Origin of the sequence: Treponema vincentii F0403 (genome assembly GCF_000412995.1) — a bacterium.
GTDB classification, from domain to species: domain Bacteria; phylum Spirochaetota; class Spirochaetia; order Treponematales; family Treponemataceae; genus Treponema; species Treponema vincentii.
The window spans coordinates 388,009-403,283 of the sequence record NZ_KE332512.1 but is presented as its reverse complement, the minus strand read 5'-3'; the positions used below and the strand labels follow the sequence as shown (position 1 = coordinate 403,283).

15 protein-coding genes are annotated in these 15,275 nt (G+C 43.4%); 1 reads left to right on the top strand and 14 read right to left on the bottom strand.

Going from position 1 to position 15,275, the window contains the following annotated elements; translation table 11 throughout:
* Positions 1-146 precede the first annotated feature (146 nt).
* Positions 147-875, top strand: a complete 729-nt coding sequence (locus tag HMPREF1222_RS01800; protein ID WP_016517960.1) for an adenylate/guanylate cyclase domain-containing protein — start codon at positions 147-149, stop codon at positions 873-875.
* A 58-nt stretch (positions 876-933) separates the two neighbouring features.
* Here HMPREF1222_RS01800 and HMPREF1222_RS01795 read toward each other — a convergent pair whose 3' ends face one another.
* The 14 genes from HMPREF1222_RS01795 to HMPREF1222_RS01730 all read right to left on the bottom strand — a co-directional run bounded on the left by HMPREF1222_RS01795 (position 934) and on the right by HMPREF1222_RS01730 (position 15,274).
* The gene (locus HMPREF1222_RS01795) at positions 934-2,232 is read right to left on the bottom strand and encodes a hypothetical protein (protein WP_016517959.1); all 1,299 of its coding nucleotides are present in this window, start codon (positions 2,230-2,232) and stop codon (positions 934-936) included.
* A gap of 9 nt (positions 2,233-2,241) precedes the next feature.
* A complete protein-coding gene (locus HMPREF1222_RS01790; RefSeq protein WP_006189528.1) occupies positions 2,242-2,730 on the bottom strand; it encodes a CvpA family protein in 489 nt (162 codons plus the stop codon).
* Positions 2,727-3,848 carry an undecaprenyldiphospho-muramoylpentapeptide beta-N-acetylglucosaminyltransferase gene (gene murG, locus HMPREF1222_RS01785; RefSeq protein WP_016517958.1) on the bottom strand — a complete coding sequence of 374 codons (1,122 nt, stop codon included), beginning with the start codon at positions 3,846-3,848 and terminating at the stop codon, positions 2,727-2,729. Before murG ends, HMPREF1222_RS01790 begins: the two co-directional genes overlap by 4 nt.
* A gap of 52 nt (positions 3,849-3,900) precedes the next feature.
* A complete protein-coding gene (locus HMPREF1222_RS01780; protein ID WP_016517957.1) occupies positions 3,901-4,839 on the bottom strand; it encodes an AEC family transporter in 939 nt (312 codons plus the stop codon).
* A gap of 67 nt (positions 4,840-4,906) precedes the next feature.
* Positions 4,907-6,982 carry a methyl-accepting chemotaxis protein gene (locus HMPREF1222_RS01775; RefSeq protein ID WP_016517956.1) on the bottom strand — a complete coding sequence of 692 codons (2,076 nt, stop codon included), beginning with the start codon at positions 6,980-6,982 and terminating at the stop codon, positions 4,907-4,909.
* Positions 6,983-7,084: 102 nt separating this feature from the next.
* Positions 7,085-7,738: a hypothetical protein gene (locus HMPREF1222_RS01770; RefSeq protein WP_038076414.1), complete on the bottom strand. Its 654-nt coding sequence runs from the start codon at positions 7,736-7,738 to the stop codon at positions 7,085-7,087.
* Complete coding sequence (locus HMPREF1222_RS01765; protein WP_016517954.1) at positions 7,725-8,498, bottom strand: ABC transporter ATP-binding protein; 774 nt, start codon at positions 8,496-8,498, stop codon at positions 7,725-7,727. Before HMPREF1222_RS01765 ends, HMPREF1222_RS01770 begins: the two co-directional genes overlap by 14 nt.
* 46 nt (positions 8,499-8,544) lie before the next feature.
* On the bottom strand, positions 8,545-9,084 hold the full coding sequence (locus tag HMPREF1222_RS01760; RefSeq protein ID WP_016517953.1) for a biotin transporter BioY: 540 nt from the start codon (positions 9,082-9,084) through the stop codon (positions 8,545-8,547).
* Positions 9,085-9,100: 16 nt separating this feature from the next.
* Positions 9,101-9,802 carry a hypothetical protein gene (locus tag HMPREF1222_RS01755; protein WP_016517952.1) on the bottom strand — a complete coding sequence of 234 codons (702 nt, stop codon included), beginning with the start codon at positions 9,800-9,802 and terminating at the stop codon, positions 9,101-9,103.
* 47 nt (positions 9,803-9,849) lie between these two features.
* Entirely contained in the window at positions 9,850-11,520 is a 1,671-nt protein-coding gene (locus HMPREF1222_RS01750; protein ID WP_016517951.1) for a CoA-disulfide reductase, read from the bottom strand.
* A 34-nt stretch (positions 11,521-11,554) separates the two neighbouring features.
* Positions 11,555-12,319 (bottom strand): M15 family metallopeptidase, encoded by a 765-nt coding sequence (locus HMPREF1222_RS01745; protein ID WP_016517950.1) that lies wholly within the window; start codon positions 12,317-12,319, stop codon positions 11,555-11,557.
* A 26-nt stretch (positions 12,320-12,345) separates the two neighbouring features.
* Positions 12,346-12,735 carry a hypothetical protein gene (locus HMPREF1222_RS01740; protein ID WP_244870097.1) on the bottom strand — a complete coding sequence of 130 codons (390 nt, stop codon included), beginning with the start codon at positions 12,733-12,735 and terminating at the stop codon, positions 12,346-12,348.
* A gap of 19 nt (positions 12,736-12,754) precedes the next feature.
* Positions 12,755-13,081 carry an STAS domain-containing protein gene (locus HMPREF1222_RS01735; protein ID WP_016517949.1) on the bottom strand — a complete coding sequence of 109 codons (327 nt, stop codon included), beginning with the start codon at positions 13,079-13,081 and terminating at the stop codon, positions 12,755-12,757.
* 63 nt (positions 13,082-13,144) lie between these two features.
* Positions 13,145-15,274 (bottom strand): PP2C family protein-serine/threonine phosphatase, encoded by a 2,130-nt coding sequence (locus HMPREF1222_RS01730; RefSeq protein WP_016517948.1) that lies wholly within the window; start codon positions 15,272-15,274, stop codon positions 13,145-13,147.
* Position 15,275 lies beyond the last annotated feature (1 nt).

The window sequence follows — 15,275 nt, the reverse complement described above, 5'->3', positions numbered from 1 at the left end:
TACTCCTTACGGCTTCAGGTATTAGCAAAAATTATTAGTAAAAATCTCAGAATGGCCGATTCCCTTCCAGTATGAGGGGAATGCTGGAAATATTCAAGATATTTTTACCTTGCCTTTTTAAATAAAATATGTTAAATTCTACGTCGATGGATACAGAATCACTTAATAGTTTGGTATTTTCTAATGCTGCAAACGGATCTGTTGAGTTGGATTCTTCAACTCTTGCCGGATTAAAAAAAATGCCGGTTGATATATTCGATAACGTATATGTCGGTGATGTAAAGCCTCATGCTCTTATTCTATGTGTCGATGTCCGCGGTTTCAGTAATTTTCTCTGTTCACATGATGAAAAGGCGGTATTTTCACTCATCACCTCATTTACATCGAATTTTTTATCCTGTGTAAATCAGTTCGGATACGGATGCTCATACTATAAGCTTCTTGGAGATGGCGCTCTGGTTATCTGGGATGAAACAACCCCGACGACATTAGGTGAAGCAATTATGGTATTTCAGACGTATACCGAATTTCTCGGTGAAGAGCTTTTTAAACCCTATCCTGAATTGGGTCTTGGCGGAGCTTTAGTGATGGAAATGGTATACAAGTATGAAATTTCCGCTGAAGCATCTGCCTTAAAATATCGGGATTATGTCGGTTACGGCATAAATCTTGCATGCCGATTACAGGGGCTTGCCCGAAAGTCTGAGTTGATTATCAATAAAAATCTTGCAAACCTTAACGCGCTGACCACAGTAATTAAGGATGCTCCTGCACTGGTGGAAGAAGCTAAGCGGTTAAAAGGTGTTTTTGAAGAAGATAAGCACCCGTTGTATTTTTATGCAGGGGTAAATCCGGCAAACACTTTCGGTTTATAATACTGACTTGTACGGCACGCCTCTAAAAGCTAACCGGCTTTTTAAAAGCTGCCCTATCCTAGGAAAAAACGATCTGTTCGCTTAACGTTTCCAATGCTGCTTGGGGCGCGCTGTTAAAAATATCGACCGACTGCATTGCCGTGTGAATAAAAGAAGAAACTGCTGCGTATTGTTTTAATTCGTGCGGTGTACATGCACCGCTGCGAACGCTTTCTTGTAAAAATGAAAGAAGCGCTTCTAAAAAAAGTACATATATCCGGCGCGGTTTACAGTTATTAAGCAGTTTTAATATAACCGTAATCGAAGGATCGTAAGCAGCCGGATGTTCGGTACGGTAAGATGCAATAGTTTGCATGAGTGCGGTAAATTGTATTTTTTGTCCCACTCTCCTACTCAAGCAATATTCCCAAAAGACAGCAGCAGCTTCCCGAAAATGTTCGGGCGCAACCGGTAAAAAACTCTGCAAGTAAGAAACAATACGGGGAGGTTGTGATGAAGGTAATGCCGCGCAGAAAGACTGATCGCGGAATACCCGTTCAATAACAGCCTGCTGATGCTTGGCTTCCCGTTCGGTAAAGAGATAGGTACGTACGCGGGATAAAATAGTGGAAATAACGGCAGCGCGGCGTGTAGTCGTTAAAATAAAAACCGCGTATTCGGGAGGTTCCTCCAAGATTTTTAAAAATGCATTTCGAGCGGAGTCTTGCATTTTATCCGCATTCTCTATGATTAATACCTTTTTTTTACCGGTAGGCATTAACCGTACCCATGCGGATGCCTTTCGTACCTGATTAACAGGCAGAGTATCGTACATACAGTCTTCCTGCAATTTTTGACAGAGATCGGTAATTTTTGCCGTTTGCTTTTCCAGCTTTGTTGCTTCTTCTTCCGATATATCTTCTATGGTACCGTATTGCTCGATAAGATCGGACAGTGATTCGTCTATATCGGCAAGGAGCGGAGCTGCTTTAATAAAGCGCGATTCATCGGTGTCCCAGAGACGGGAATCAAAACGGGCGGTAAGCTTGCGTACAGCGCGGACAAAAAGATACCGTGCGGCCGTCGTTTTGGCAGTACAGAGTGCATGGGCGGCTGCCTTTGTTTCAAGTACGGCATCCCGTGTTCCGAGTATCAGAAGATCGCTCGACGACAAATCTTTATGCCGTTTACAGGACGAACAGGTGCATGTCCAGCTGCCGTCTTCGGTACATGAAAGTACCCGTGCCGTTTCCAGTGCAGCGGTGAGCTTACCGCTCGCTTCCGGCCCTGCAAAGAGCAATGCCGGCGGTACTTTATCCCGCCCAACTTCATCGCTGAGTAATTGAATAACCTGTTGTCCGAGTACATTTTCAAACATATACACTCTCTATATGCCGCTTTTGATTATCTGCAAGATATTATCGCTGTCTACCGGAAGGGGAATCAGTATCCGTACAATCATGCTGCGGGCGATAAGGGCATCGAGATCCAAAAACGGCTGAAGCTGCAAAATAGCGACAAGGATAATAAGGACGATATATGCTTCAAATAAGCCTAAAAAAAAGCCCAGCGCATGGTCGAGGCTATTGAAGATTTCATTATCAAAAACAGCGGAAATCAGCATTTGCAGCAATTTAACGGCAATAAAAACTACGATAAAAATCATGAAAAAGGCAATAATTTTCATCACCGCAGGAGAGAGGCCGTTTACCTTTGTATGCAAAGAAAGCGGACGGTAAAACCAAAAAGCTACAGCAATCGCAACTAAAAAAGCCGCCATCGAAAAAAACTCATCGATAAAGCCTCGAACGGTAACCTTAATGATGACAATAATGCCGATAAGCAATAACACCATATCAAGTATATTGATACTCATTCCGTTATCCATTGTTGTAAAAGGTGAGCAATTTTAACGGCCGGTTTTTCACCGGCAAGAGAGGCCGATGCTTTGGCCATCGCTTTTAGCTCTTCAGGATGTTCTAAAAGACGGGTTAATGTACTGCAAAGTACAGCAGGAGTCGCATCTTTAGCCGAAAGCGTAATAGCTGCGCCTTGCTCGGTAAAAAAATCCGCATTTTCAATTTGATCACCGCGGCTGCTACCTTTTTCAAGCGGTAACAAAAGCATCGGTTTCCCTGCTGCCGCCGCCTCCCAGATGGTGTTTGCTCCCGCACGCGACATCACAAGATCGGATGCGGCAAGGACGTCAGGCATTTGTTCAACGATGAAAGGAAAGGGCTTATATCGGTCAATGAGATCCGGCCGTTCTTCCTTTAACCGTTTTTTAATCCGTTCCCCCTGTGCGCGGTGCTGAGCACCGGTTTGGTGTACGATAAAAAAATGTTCGGCAAGGAAAAGAATCGTTTGCTCCACCAATACGTTAATTTGCAGCGCACCGAGGCTTCCCCCCTGTATAAAGAGAATAGGTTTATCGCCGGTATATTGAATAAAAGTCTTTCCTGCGTCCGCATCAGCCGCATAAAAGCGCATTCTGACGGGATTCCCCGTAACGGTAATTTTCTGCTGCACCTCATTTGGAAAAAAATGGGTTGTTTTTGCGTATGAAACAAAAATTTGAGCGGCAAATTTCGTATTGATTTTGGTGGCGAGTCCCGGTGAAAAATCGCATTCATGCGTAACAACCGGAATTTTTAAACACCGTGCGGCAGCGCACGGCGGAACCGATACAAAACCACCCTTAGAGAATACGCAACAGGGTTTAAGCCGTAAAAGGATAATCAAAGAAGCAAAAAAACCGCCAATGATCTTAAAGACATCGATAAGGTTTTCAAAGCTGAAATAACGGCGGAGTTTTCCTGCCGGTATTCCGTAAAAAGGAATATCCGCACTGCATACATAGGATTGATCGGTGCCGTTATTGGAACCTATCCAAATAACCGATATGCCGGTTTCTTTTTTTAACACCTCGGCAACGGCAATGCCGGGAAAGATGTGCCCCCCGGTACCTCCGCCGGTAAATACAATACAACTCATAACCCGAAAAGTATACCAGAAAAAAGACCGGCATACAATAAGTTTATAAATCTTATATGATCTTTAAAAAACTAAGAACGAAGACAATACCGAAAATAGTAACGCACGATATTACCGTCGAGAAAATAACAACTTGGGCGGCGAGTTCATGATCGCATCCGAGCTGTTCGGCCATCACTGCTGAAATAACGGCAGTGGGAGAACCGTAAAGAGCTACCAGTGCCACGATTTCATTCGATTTAAAGCCGAGATAAACGGCAAGCGGAATAAAAATCAGCGGCATACCGATAAGCTTACCGGCAATCGTAATCATTAAATTTTTAAAGTTTGCCGATACCTTTGAAAAATCGAGCATTGCGCCAAGTACGATAATTGGAAATACACTGCCGACTTTTCCGACATCCGTTAACGCTTTATTCAAGAAAAGCGGAACCGGCGGATGCAACAAGGACATAAGAATTCCTAAAATAGAGGCAATTATCATGTGATTCTTTAATACGTCCATGATAAGTTTCTTTTTATTGACGGTTTGTCCTCCGTAAATTGAAAGCAGAATAACGGCGGAAGCATTAAAGATGGGAATAATAACCATAATCAGCATCGAGGCCAACACGGCGCTATTTTCTCCTGCAATATAAGAAGAAAGCGGAATCCCGAGCATCACAAAATTACTTCTAAATATTCCCTGTATAATAACGCCTTGTTTTTTTCGCTCCGTTTCAAAAAGGGGGACAATGATAATAAGCAGGAAGATTGCGGCACAGATACTTCCTGCTGCATACAGAACAAAACGTAAATCGAAAACTTCATTTAAATTCGTTTTTCTGATATTGTTAAAAGTTACGATCGGTAACAGTAAATCGAAGCATAGCTTATTTAGTTGGGCAATCGTTGTCTTGCTGAAATACCCCTGTTGCTTTAGAAAATAACCGAAGGCAACTAAGAGAACAACCGGCATAACCGCGTTGAATGCTACAAAAAAACTTCCCATTTATGCTCCTATCTGTAACGGCACCTTTAAAACCTGAAGCATTTAGAGATATCCTATATCAGGATCGTTAGACCTTAAATTTTTCTATTTCGCCGGTAACGCTTGCGGCATTTTTCTGATTGTTAAGCGCGATAGTATTCACTTCCTGCATTGCTTTATTCACTTCCGCTACACCGGCTGCCATTTCCGCCATGCTTTGTGTAATAGTTTGCGACAAATCGGCAAGTTTTTGAATGCCTGTAGAAATATCCGAAGCTTCCGCTAGAATCTCATTTGAATCTTCTTTAACCTTTGCCGTTATTGCATTCATTCCATTAATAACGTTCAAGACTTCTTCGCCGCCCTGCATTTGTTCCTTCATAGTACGGATCATGCCGTCTTCCTGCCGGTAAATAAAATCCATCATAGCGCTGATTTTTTCAAATTGTTCTGCAACCAAAGGTCCTGCACCGTTGAGACTTTCAATTTTATGTTTAAGTTCTTCCAAAACTTTGGTGATACTTGTTCCCTGAGCACCCGATTCTTCTGCCAGCTTCCGTATTTCATCGGCTACGACTGCAAACCCTTTTCCGGCCTCTCCCGCATGGGCAGCCTCGATTGCAGCATTCATCGCAAGAAGGTTTGTTTGACTTGCAGTATTCTGGATAACCGTAATAGCGTCGAGCAGACCTTCGGATTGTTCCGTTACTACTTTGGTTACGTCAACAACCATCGCAACGGTCTCTTTACCCGTATGAGTCGTCTTTTCAAGCGTTTTAATCGACTGGAGATTCTTTTCGGCCCGTTCCTGAACAATCTGAATATTTTTTACGATTTCTTCGATTGAAAGCGATGAGCCCGAAATACTTTGGGCTTGATTATCGATATGAGAATCGAGGCTCGAAATAGTTTGTGTAATAGTATCGATCTTTGCGGCGGTTTCATTAACCTCGGTATGCTGCACAACAAACCTATCCTTTACGCTTTCGATGTTACCTGTTATTTCGTTAAGTGCTGCAGCAGATTCCACCATCCGTGAGGATAACGTTTGGCTGACAGATTGCATATTTTTTGCCGTGTCGGTAATAACCGAAAAAGAAGTGCGGATCTTTTCTATTGCATTGTTTATCGACAATGCGATGGAACCGAGTTCATCGGAATGTACCGTAGCTTGAACGGTAAAATCTCCTTCGGCAACCTTTGTAAAAATAGCATGAAGTTTAATAAACCGCCCGAATAAATAGCGAAGCATAAATTGATTAATCACGATCATGATGACCAGCAAAACGGCCGTCCATAAAAGCGAATAGCCTAAAATGGGGAGAATAGGCGGTATAAAATCTTTTAAGGGAACTGCCATGATAGTATAGTAGGGCAAACCTGCAAGCTGCTTTTTTGCGATAATAACTCTACCCAGCAAAGCATCATCATAATATTGAAGATTATTATATCCTGTTAAATCAGAAAGAGTACCGATCACGCTATCGATTTTTTTATTTGTAAAATCGGCATTTGAGCAAAGCGATATTGTATCCGTATTATCTATAATCCCAATCCAAGATTGCGGACTCGGCAGCGATTTATTTATCTCAGCGATAGCTTTTTGCAAATTAACCGCCATGCCGGCGAAACCGATCGCTTCGCCGGCTGTATTGAATATCTTTACATTAAACCAAAAATTGGTTTCATTAAGCGTTTTATTATAGTCTACATTGTAAAACAATGTCTGCGGACTTTGTATCATCGTAAAGAACCACTGATCGCCGTCTTCGGTGAGCATGTCTTTTCGAATATGTTTAGTATTATCAACAACATAGTAACTGCCGGTTAATTTTGAAGCGGCAAAACAAGTAGAAAACTGTTCGCCTTTACTAAGCTTGACCAGTTTGCCGGTAACTTTGGCACCGTTTTCATCATCTCTTTCATGATTTTCCAACCAATCTATTAAATACGGTTCTTCCGCCAAATCCTGCGAAAGAGCCAATCCTACTGCCAGATTTGTTTGAAGTTCGGAACATGACGCGTTCAGCATAAACGGCACTGTTTTGTAAAAATTATTTTCTATATATGATTTTGATTGCATAACGCTAAAAGCTAAAGCCCCGCAAACGGCAATGATAAGCGTCGCTATTAAAAATAAATTAACCGATGTTCGTATTTTCATATACTCTCCAGTACAATTAGAAAAGGTTGAATTAAGTGTACCGCATTTTCGTATTTATAGCTAGGGCTGCTCCGAGTAGTTCATAAGACGCTTTTTGACAAATTAGCTTCTGTTTTTTAACGCTTTGTCGACGGTAACGGCAAAGCGTAAAAGGTTTTCGATAAGGGCGGGGAATAAGGAAGTAAAACGCCGATAAGCGTTTACAATATCGCGCCGTCTATGGGTACGCGCATCATAAGCATAGTTTAACTGTCCCCAAACTTCAAATACACGGGGAACGCACATCAATGTAATGGTAAACAGCGTTGAAAAAGCGCCCGTATATTTTTTTCTACAAAAAAAGCGTTCGATTTTTTCGCAGAGCATAAAAAATTCCAGCTTTGAGGTTGTTTCATAAAAGATCGAGGCGGTAAATAAGATGAGCGTAAGTTTTTGCATAAACGTGAGTGTTTCTACAGCCGTTGCTTTTAAAACTTCTGCCGTTAACGGCATACCAATTATTTTGATACAAAAGATACAAACCGTGTATATACATAAAAATCGGCAATTCTTTTTTACCGTTACCCATGAAAGCTTTGCTCCAATGCAGACAAAAACAAGGAAGATTGCATACACAGCAGCCGGTAATGGAGACGCACCGTACAAAACAAAGGAAGAAATACATAATACACAAAACTTTATTCCGGCAGGAAGACGATGAATACAAGTGTTTTTCGGATGATATTGGAATAGAAAACTCTGTTTATCGGCAGTCATCGGCCTTCCATACAAGATCTGCAAAGGCACGGTAAGAGCAGAGCGGATTCCGTATACCGTATTGTTCAAGAATGCCGCCGGAGAGCGCAGGTTCCGGTTCCCCATTATACACTAAGCTTCCCCTATGCAGGATAAGCAGCCGGTTCGCAAGCGCAAGCACTTTTTCCAGCTCATGGGTAAGCACCATAACCGTTTTTCCGCTGTGCTTCAGCTGGTCTATCATTGACGTAACCTGCACAACGCCTGCAAAATCAAGGTTTGCAAAAGGTTCGTCAAATATGATAACGTCCGCTTCCATCATCAAAATACCGGCAACTGCAAGCCGCCGCTTTTCGCCCCCCGATAAACTGCGTGCGGGCGAACGGCGCTTTTCGTATAGGCCAAGCTGCTTTAAGATTGTTTCCAGCCGCTGCGAGATAACCTCTTTAGGCAGCTTACTGTCCCGTATCCCGAAAAGCGCATCCTCTTCGACCGTGTCTCCGAGGATTTGGGCGTCGGCTTCCTGGAACACCAGCCCGATACGAAGCTCATCGGCGCCTTTTCCTTTGCGGAGTATCGAACCGGCGGAAGGAGCTTCCAAACCGGCAATCAGCGTCATCAGCACCGTCTTCCCCGAGCCGTTCGGCCCCGATACCACAATACAGTCGCCGTCAAATACGGAAAAAGAGATACCGGACAACACCGGTTGTCCGGATCCGGCAAACGATTTACTCACATCGGTGAGCGTAATCAATGCAGAGGGCTCATTAGGAGGCGTCATCGGTTCTTAGATTTCGGCATCGGCTTAAAAAAGCACGGCTCCGCAGTTATTCCGTGTACCGCCGTATAATCGGCTGTAATTTAAGCGTAATCGGCACAACAACAACCAGCTTAATCAGATCGGGCAGAATAAAAGGTACGAATCCCTTCATAAATGTGTGCGTCCAGCTGAGATTAAGCGCATGCTTAAACCAAAGAAGCCCGAAAACATAGATGGAAAGGAAACTCAAAAGCCCCGCTACGGCAATGATACCGCATGCAAGCAGCGGCCGTTGTTCTTGCCGGAAAAGCTTCATAATCAAGCCGCCGACAACCGCCGCCGCGAGGTAGCCAACTAAAAAACCGCCTGTCGGCCCTGCAAATACGGCAAAACCTCCGCTACCGCCCGAAAAAACGGGAAGCCCCGCAGCTCCGGCAATCAAAAAGAGCAGCACCGAAAGACCGCCGAACAACGGTCCCTGCAGCAAACCGGCAAGCACGGCAAGCGCATTTTGAAGTACAATCGGGATAGGACCAACAGGAATAGCCATCATCCATCCCGCACAAATTAATGCGGCAAAAACCGCGGAAATAATACTCTTACGCATTATCGTATACCTTCTGTTATAGTTTAGGCGGAATCAGCTTCCAGCTGCCGTCAATATTTTCCAAACCGTAAACGAGCAGCGAAGTATTTCCCTGCTGCATAATGACATCAACCCGCGTCGGAGAAACGAACTTGATATCGTCTACCCGCACATTCTGCCGGGAAGGAACAAAAACATAAGTAAAGTAATCTCTTAGAGATTTTAGCTTTATTCCTTTTACCGGCAATGCTTCGGAAACTTTTTTAAGCGTAAGAGGTTGAGAATACTGCTCCTTATACTCTTCCGATAAGAAAGTTCTCCATTGAGTATAGTCCTTCGTCGCCGTAATGCGGTTAAGCTTTTCAACAATTTTTTCCATCTCCGTCTTTGTTTGATCGTAGGTTTCTTTCGTAATCGTAACCCCTTCAAACTCGGCAATGATGGTATTTTTCTCTTCGGCCGGTTCCGGTTTAACTTCAACAACCGGTTCTTGTTTCTTGACCACCGGAGCAGGCTCTACAGGAGATTCTTCCGCTTTTGCCGAAGATTCGGGCTTAGCCGGTTCTACCGGAACTGCTGGTTCAACCGGTTCCTGTTTTATAACAGGCTCCGGTGCGGGAACCGCGACCTCTTGGGATTGCACAGGTTCGTCTTTTACGGGAGACGGGACGGAAGTACATCCCGCTGCGATGCTTATTATGATAAAACATAACAATACATATCGATAAATTATTTTCATGGCGCTATCTTATAGATAAAAGCTTTTTTGGTCAAACCGTCAAGCAATCAGGATAAACGGGACAGTTCGCTATGAACGGTGTTATAGGTCATAAAACCACCTGAAAGATTTGCTGTATTCTTGTATCCGTTCTGCCGTAAAATCCGCTCCGTAATATACCCCCGTAAGCCCATGCCGCAATTAATAACGATCGGCCGGTCTTTCGGCACCTCATTCAATCGGGCACGCAACGAGGTATGCGGTATATTAACTGCCCCCGGAATCGCCCCGCAGCCGAATTCCTCCGGAGTACGCGCATCAAGAAAGAATGCTCCCTGTTCCTTATATCGGGGTATATCCCGCCATGAAATAACCGTTGTTAAACCGTCACGGTCGTTTTCCGCAATAAACCCGAGCATATTGATAGGATCCTTTGCAGAATCAAACGGCGGTGCATACGCTTGTTCAAATTCGGCCAAATCGGAAATGGTGCCGTTCTTTTTAATGTAGGCGGCAAGGACATCGATCCGTTTGTCAACACCTTCCATTCCGACTGCCTGTGCACCCCATAACCGGCCGTTTTCCGGATTATACAGAATTTTAATCGATATCATAGAAGCGTGCGGATAATAGCTCGCGTGATGGGCGGCATGGGTTACAACCTGCTTGTAAGGAAGCCCTGCCCTATCCAAAGCTTTTTCGCCCAACCCTGTAGCGGCTGCGGTATAATCGAATATCCGCGCAATGCTGGTGCCGATTGTTCCGCAGTATGCTTTTTTGTTGCCGTACACAATGTTATCCGCACAAATACGGGCTTGCTTATTCGCGGGGCCGGCAAGCGGAACGGTCGCATCGGTATTTAGCAGAGGACTCTTAAACGAAATGGCGTCGCCGATTGCGTACACATCTTTTTGCGAGGTTTCAAAATATTCATTGACCTTTATCGCCCCGTTCGGTGCAAGTTCAATGCCGGCGTCTTTCGCCAATTTGGTGTCGGGACGTACGCCGATCGAAAGAAGGACGGCATCGCATACAACCTCGGTACCCGACTGCAAGCACACTGCCAATCCGGTACCACGCCGTTCAAAAGATTTTACTCCGTCTTTCAGGTATAAACCGACACCCTTGCTGCGGATATTCGCCTGCACGATTGCCGCCATATCGTAATCGATGACATTCATAACCTGATCGACTGCTTCGATAATCGACACAGCTATCCCGCGGCGGTGGAGATTTTCTGCCATTTCCAAACCGATAAATCCGCCCCCGATTACAGCCACCCGTTTTGTCGCCGGATTATCTATCCGCTGCTTGATTGCATCGATATCGGCAACCGAGCGCAGCGTATAAATAGCATCGTCGTTAATTCCCGGAATCGGCGGCCTAATAGGAGATGCACCGGGACTTAAAATGAGCGTATCGTAACTTTCGGTAACTTCCGCTCCCGTATTCAACCGCTTGACCGTTACCGTTTTTGCAGCAGGGTTAATTGCCGTTACTTCATGTTGTACTTTTGCAGTAACATTCAGCGAAGCCTTAAATTTTTCGGGGGTCATTACAAAAAGCGCATCACGGTTTTCGATAACGCCACCGGCATAATACGGAAGGCCACAGTTTGCAAAACTGATGTGCTTTCCCCGCTCAAAGACGGTAATTTCCGCCGATTCGTCCAATCTGCGCAACCGGGCTGCAACTCCTGCACCTCCGGCCACACCGCCTACTATAACGTATTTCTTCATTGTTTCCTCCATAAGGTTATTCTGCCTGTTAAGATTATTTCGTCTGTTTTTTCCATGCGTCGATAAACTCAAGCATGTATTGCTGAATGTCGCCGAACCATTTTTGCTGAAAGGCGCAAGCTTCCGTACCGATATAACGGTAATGCCACGACTCCCAAACATAGCCGGTTACCGCTTCGTAGCCTTTAGGAAAAGAAAGAGACCAGCCGTATTTTGACGCGTTGTGCAGCACCCACTTGCCGGCGCGTGTTTGCGCAAATTCATCCGAGATGGAACCGAAATCGACAACCGTACCAAGTTGATGCTGACTTGTCCCTGCGCGGGCGGAAAAACGTTCCGCTTCCTTTTCGCCGGACTCCCGCATATACCGGTCAAATAAATTTTTTTGATATGCGTATGAACGGTACGAAGAACTGATAAGCAGGGTAACGCCGTCCTGCTTTGCAGCAAGCGCCATTTCCTGCATCGCCTGTTCCGCTGTTTTTGTAAGGGATAAATCTTTCCGGTTAATCATATAGGCGCGGCCGGCAGTCAGCGTTACGAGATTTTGCGGTGTGTATCCATCCGGCAGAAGATGCCGCTTATCAACCAGCACCAAGAGGTTTTCTCTTTCCGCCGCTAAAAGATGCTTTAATTCGGCTAAAAAAGAAACCGCATTATTGCCGATGTTCTGCCGTATATCCGCCGGAATAGCCGCCGGATATACGAAATCCCGCAGCTGCATTTCCATAGCTGCATCGGCAGCCGTTACACAAAAAAATGACAATATACACGTCATTATACAGAGCGCTTTTTTCATAACACCGACTCTTTTAATCAATTCTTTTATAAGTAAACAATAATACAGGAGCGGGACGGATCTTGTCGGTAGCATACCTTACGGGCAAGATTTTTTGTCATCAACAAACCGAAACCGCGATACCGCTTTGCATCCGGATCAAAATGAGGTTTTGTCCTTTTGAGTGCGCGGAGAAGGTTATCAAAATTCATGCTCCGATATGAAAAACAAAGACGCGGGAAAAAAATATTTGATACGCTTAATTGAATACCTCTATTTTCAGCAAATTTTGCGTGCTCGGCAATATTATCAAACACTTCTGTTGAGATAATAAGTGCCGCCGCTCGTCTATTCTCGGGAATATCTTTAGAGTTAGAGATAAAACCTTCAATAAAGCCGATATTTTTTAAGTCGGCTTCCACCTGTAAATGATCCACGCGCGTATACCGTATCGGCCTATTTTACTTCGTCAAGCGAATGAATAATAGGAAACACTTCCGAAAAACCTGTTGAGGCAATTGCAAGCTTTACAATCTCCGACGGATTCATAATATAAATTTTATGACCCAGTTCAGCTCCATCTTCGGAAGCAGCCATTAAGATGCCCAATCCCGATGAGGAAAGGTTTGTAACGCGGGATACGTCAAGTACAATTGAGCGTTCCTTAATCAGGTTGTACACTTTTGTTTCAAATTCATGATAGGTATAGGAATTGATTGAACCCGATACCGTTAATAACACAAAAGCATCGTTCATTTTTTCCGTAATTGCTAAATTGTCCATAAATCATGCTCCTCTAATATTATCGGGAACCTCTAAAAACTCGGTCAGATTTTTAGAGATGCCCTATTCATTATACTTTAATACCAATATGGTAACATCATCATCGATTTTACGCAAAATAAAATCCAGAAGGTTGTTGTAAATAGTTCTTGCAATCTGAGAAGCTTTTGCATCGCTATTTTCTTGCAAGATATGGCCAACTCGGTCGCTGCCGAACCGGTCTCCTTTAAGGTTTGTTGCTTCCAGCAAACCGTCAGTCGTAAAGACAATCACATCTCCTTTATGCAAAGTGATTTTCCGAACCTTTAAGAAAGGAGCAATATTCTTTACAAAACCGAGAACCCTGCCTTCTCCCTGAATTTCGATTGCATTCTTATATGAACTGATATACATCGACATCAACGGAATGCCGCAGTTTAAGTAGTAAATAGTATTGGTAGGAAAATCTATAATACCGAAAAGCCCCGCAAAGAAAGTTCCGCGCGGCAGATTATCTTTTATAAACCGATTTACTTTTGTTACCAACTCCTTAAAATCTGAAATCGTCTGTAGGTAGGTATGGATAATCGATTTTAAAATGACCATCGACATACTGGCGCTTAACCCCTTACCCGAAACATCACCGATAAGGAACATCGCCCGTTTATCGTTCAGTGTGATATAGTCGATAAAATCGCCGCCAAGCTGATGTGCCGAATATGCAATCGACTCCATCGAAAAGTGATGTGCTTCAAGCGTATCCTTATAATTCTGAATAGATCCGATAACTTGATCTGACATTTCAACTTCACGGTCAATCGTGGCGGTAATATCCTGCTTGGAAATATTTCTAAGGTAGTAGATAACCAAAAAGAAATATGAATACATATTTGACAATACGCGTATATCGTACGGAGTATATTCCGCACTATGCGTCTTTGGAGCCAACAGGATACAACCGATGAGCTTTTGTCCTTCCCGCATACTGATAAGAATTTCAGTTTGCGTTGTTTCAAATATATCGAGCAGTACATCCCGTATAGATTCATACTGATAATTCGCAATTAATTCCGTTTTTGTAATGACGATAGTATTTTGACTAAGCAAATATTCAAAACAAGCAAGATTTGCACTCAGCGTATTATGATGGTTAAAGTCCGAATAGACCGTCTGCAAATTCATGTTTTCATCGCTGACAAGGATATCAAGTCCCTTACAAGTGACATGCTGCTTCATAATTCGCGGAAAAGCTTCCAAAACAGCATCGTGCCCCTTTCCGAAATCGAGTGTTTGCAGTTCGGCATCCAATACGGCTTCGTAATCGGCTGTTTTTCCGAATATGTATCCAAGTTTACCGGCAACAAAATTTCTTATAAAGAAAATAACCACACACGAAATTGTAATTAATACCAACCAAATGCTGACTGAATGGGAAAGCTGCATAATACCCGCTGTCGTCAAACCGGCTACAGCAGCGAATAAAACAGTAAAAACAATAAACCTGATAAGGCCGAATAGGATTTGCTTAATATCAAAAACACGTGTCAGCGAAAATACCATATTATCCAAGGCTAGCATAGCTGCATAACCGAACGGTATAAATGAAAATACCCAAGAAAATATCAGAAAATAACGGTATTCTGCAATCCATATTGCAAGTCCGAGTCCAAGGGAAAGTCCGTGTAAAAGCAGACGCTGCCGATGAATATTACTTTTAACAAAAAACATTTTTACAAAGCATATCACGATTGATAACACAGGAACCAAGAATATATAAACATACATGAAGAACCTGACACCGCTCATCCCCGGCATAATATCGCGTTGTACAAAGTAAAAGCCTCTAAGCGGATCCCATTGGAATCTGCCTACATAAAATATGATAACTCCGATACCGGTAAGATGAAACACCGCATTAATCTTTTGCAATATTCGATATGCTTTCAGTTCGGAGATAATAAAGGCCATATTAAGAATATGATAAGAAGCAAGCACCATAAAGAAAAATGCACATGTTGATACAATGGGTTGTATCGTGGTTTTTCCATAAAAGGTCAAGTGAACAGATAGTGCAATGCAAAGTGCAACAAGGGTTGCCGGTACCGTAATCTTATTTAACAAAACATTAATACGGTTCGATTGATGAAACGAAAGATACGATGAATCCACAAGAAGCAAAATCACGCAAAAATACGTAAAGAAAATTAAACCCATA

Bases quoted from the DNA above. Each gene is read 5' to 3' on its own strand.
- HMPREF1222_RS01730 (WP_016517948.1), bottom strand. From the start codon at position 15,274: ATGGGTTTAATTTTCTTTACGTATTTTTGCGTGATTTTGCTTCTTGTG.
- HMPREF1222_RS01780 (WP_016517957.1), bottom strand. From the start codon at position 4,839: ATGGGAAGTTTTTTTGTAGCATTCAACGCGGTTATGCCGGTTGTTCTC.
- HMPREF1222_RS01790 (WP_006189528.1), bottom strand. From the start codon at position 2,730: ATGAGTATCAATATACTTGATATGGTGTTATTGCTTATCGGCATTATT.
- HMPREF1222_RS01735 (WP_016517949.1), bottom strand. From the start codon at position 13,081: ATGGACAATTTAGCAATTACGGAAAAAATGAACGATGCTTTTGTGTTA.
- HMPREF1222_RS01760 (WP_016517953.1), bottom strand. From the start codon at position 9,084: ATGCGTAAGAGTATTATTTCCGCGGTTTTTGCCGCATTAATTTGTGCG.
- HMPREF1222_RS01795 (WP_016517959.1), bottom strand. From the start codon at position 2,232: ATGTTTGAAAATGTACTCGGACAACAGGTTATTCAATTACTCAGCGAT.
- murG (WP_016517958.1), bottom strand. From the start codon at position 3,848: ATGAGTTGTATTGTATTTACCGGCGGAGGTACCGGGGGGCACATCTTT.
- HMPREF1222_RS01755 (WP_016517952.1), bottom strand. From the start codon at position 9,802: ATGAAAATAATTTATCGATATGTATTGTTATGTTTTATCATAATAAGC.
- HMPREF1222_RS01775 (WP_016517956.1), bottom strand. From the start codon at position 6,982: ATGAAAATACGAACATCGGTTAATTTATTTTTAATAGCGACGCTTATC.
- HMPREF1222_RS01800 (WP_016517960.1), top strand. From the start codon at position 147: ATGGATACAGAATCACTTAATAGTTTGGTATTTTCTAATGCTGCAAAC.
- HMPREF1222_RS01750 (WP_016517951.1), bottom strand. From the start codon at position 11,520: ATGAAGAAATACGTTATAGTAGGCGGTGTGGCCGGAGGTGCAGGAGTT.
- HMPREF1222_RS01745 (WP_016517950.1), bottom strand. From the start codon at position 12,319: ATGAAAAAAGCGCTCTGTATAATGACGTGTATATTGTCATTTTTTTGT.
- HMPREF1222_RS01765 (WP_016517954.1), bottom strand. From the start codon at position 8,498: ATGACGCCTCCTAATGAGCCCTCTGCATTGATTACGCTCACCGATGTG.
- HMPREF1222_RS01770 (WP_038076414.1), bottom strand. From the start codon at position 7,738: ATGACTGCCGATAAACAGAGTTTTCTATTCCAATATCATCCGAAAAAC.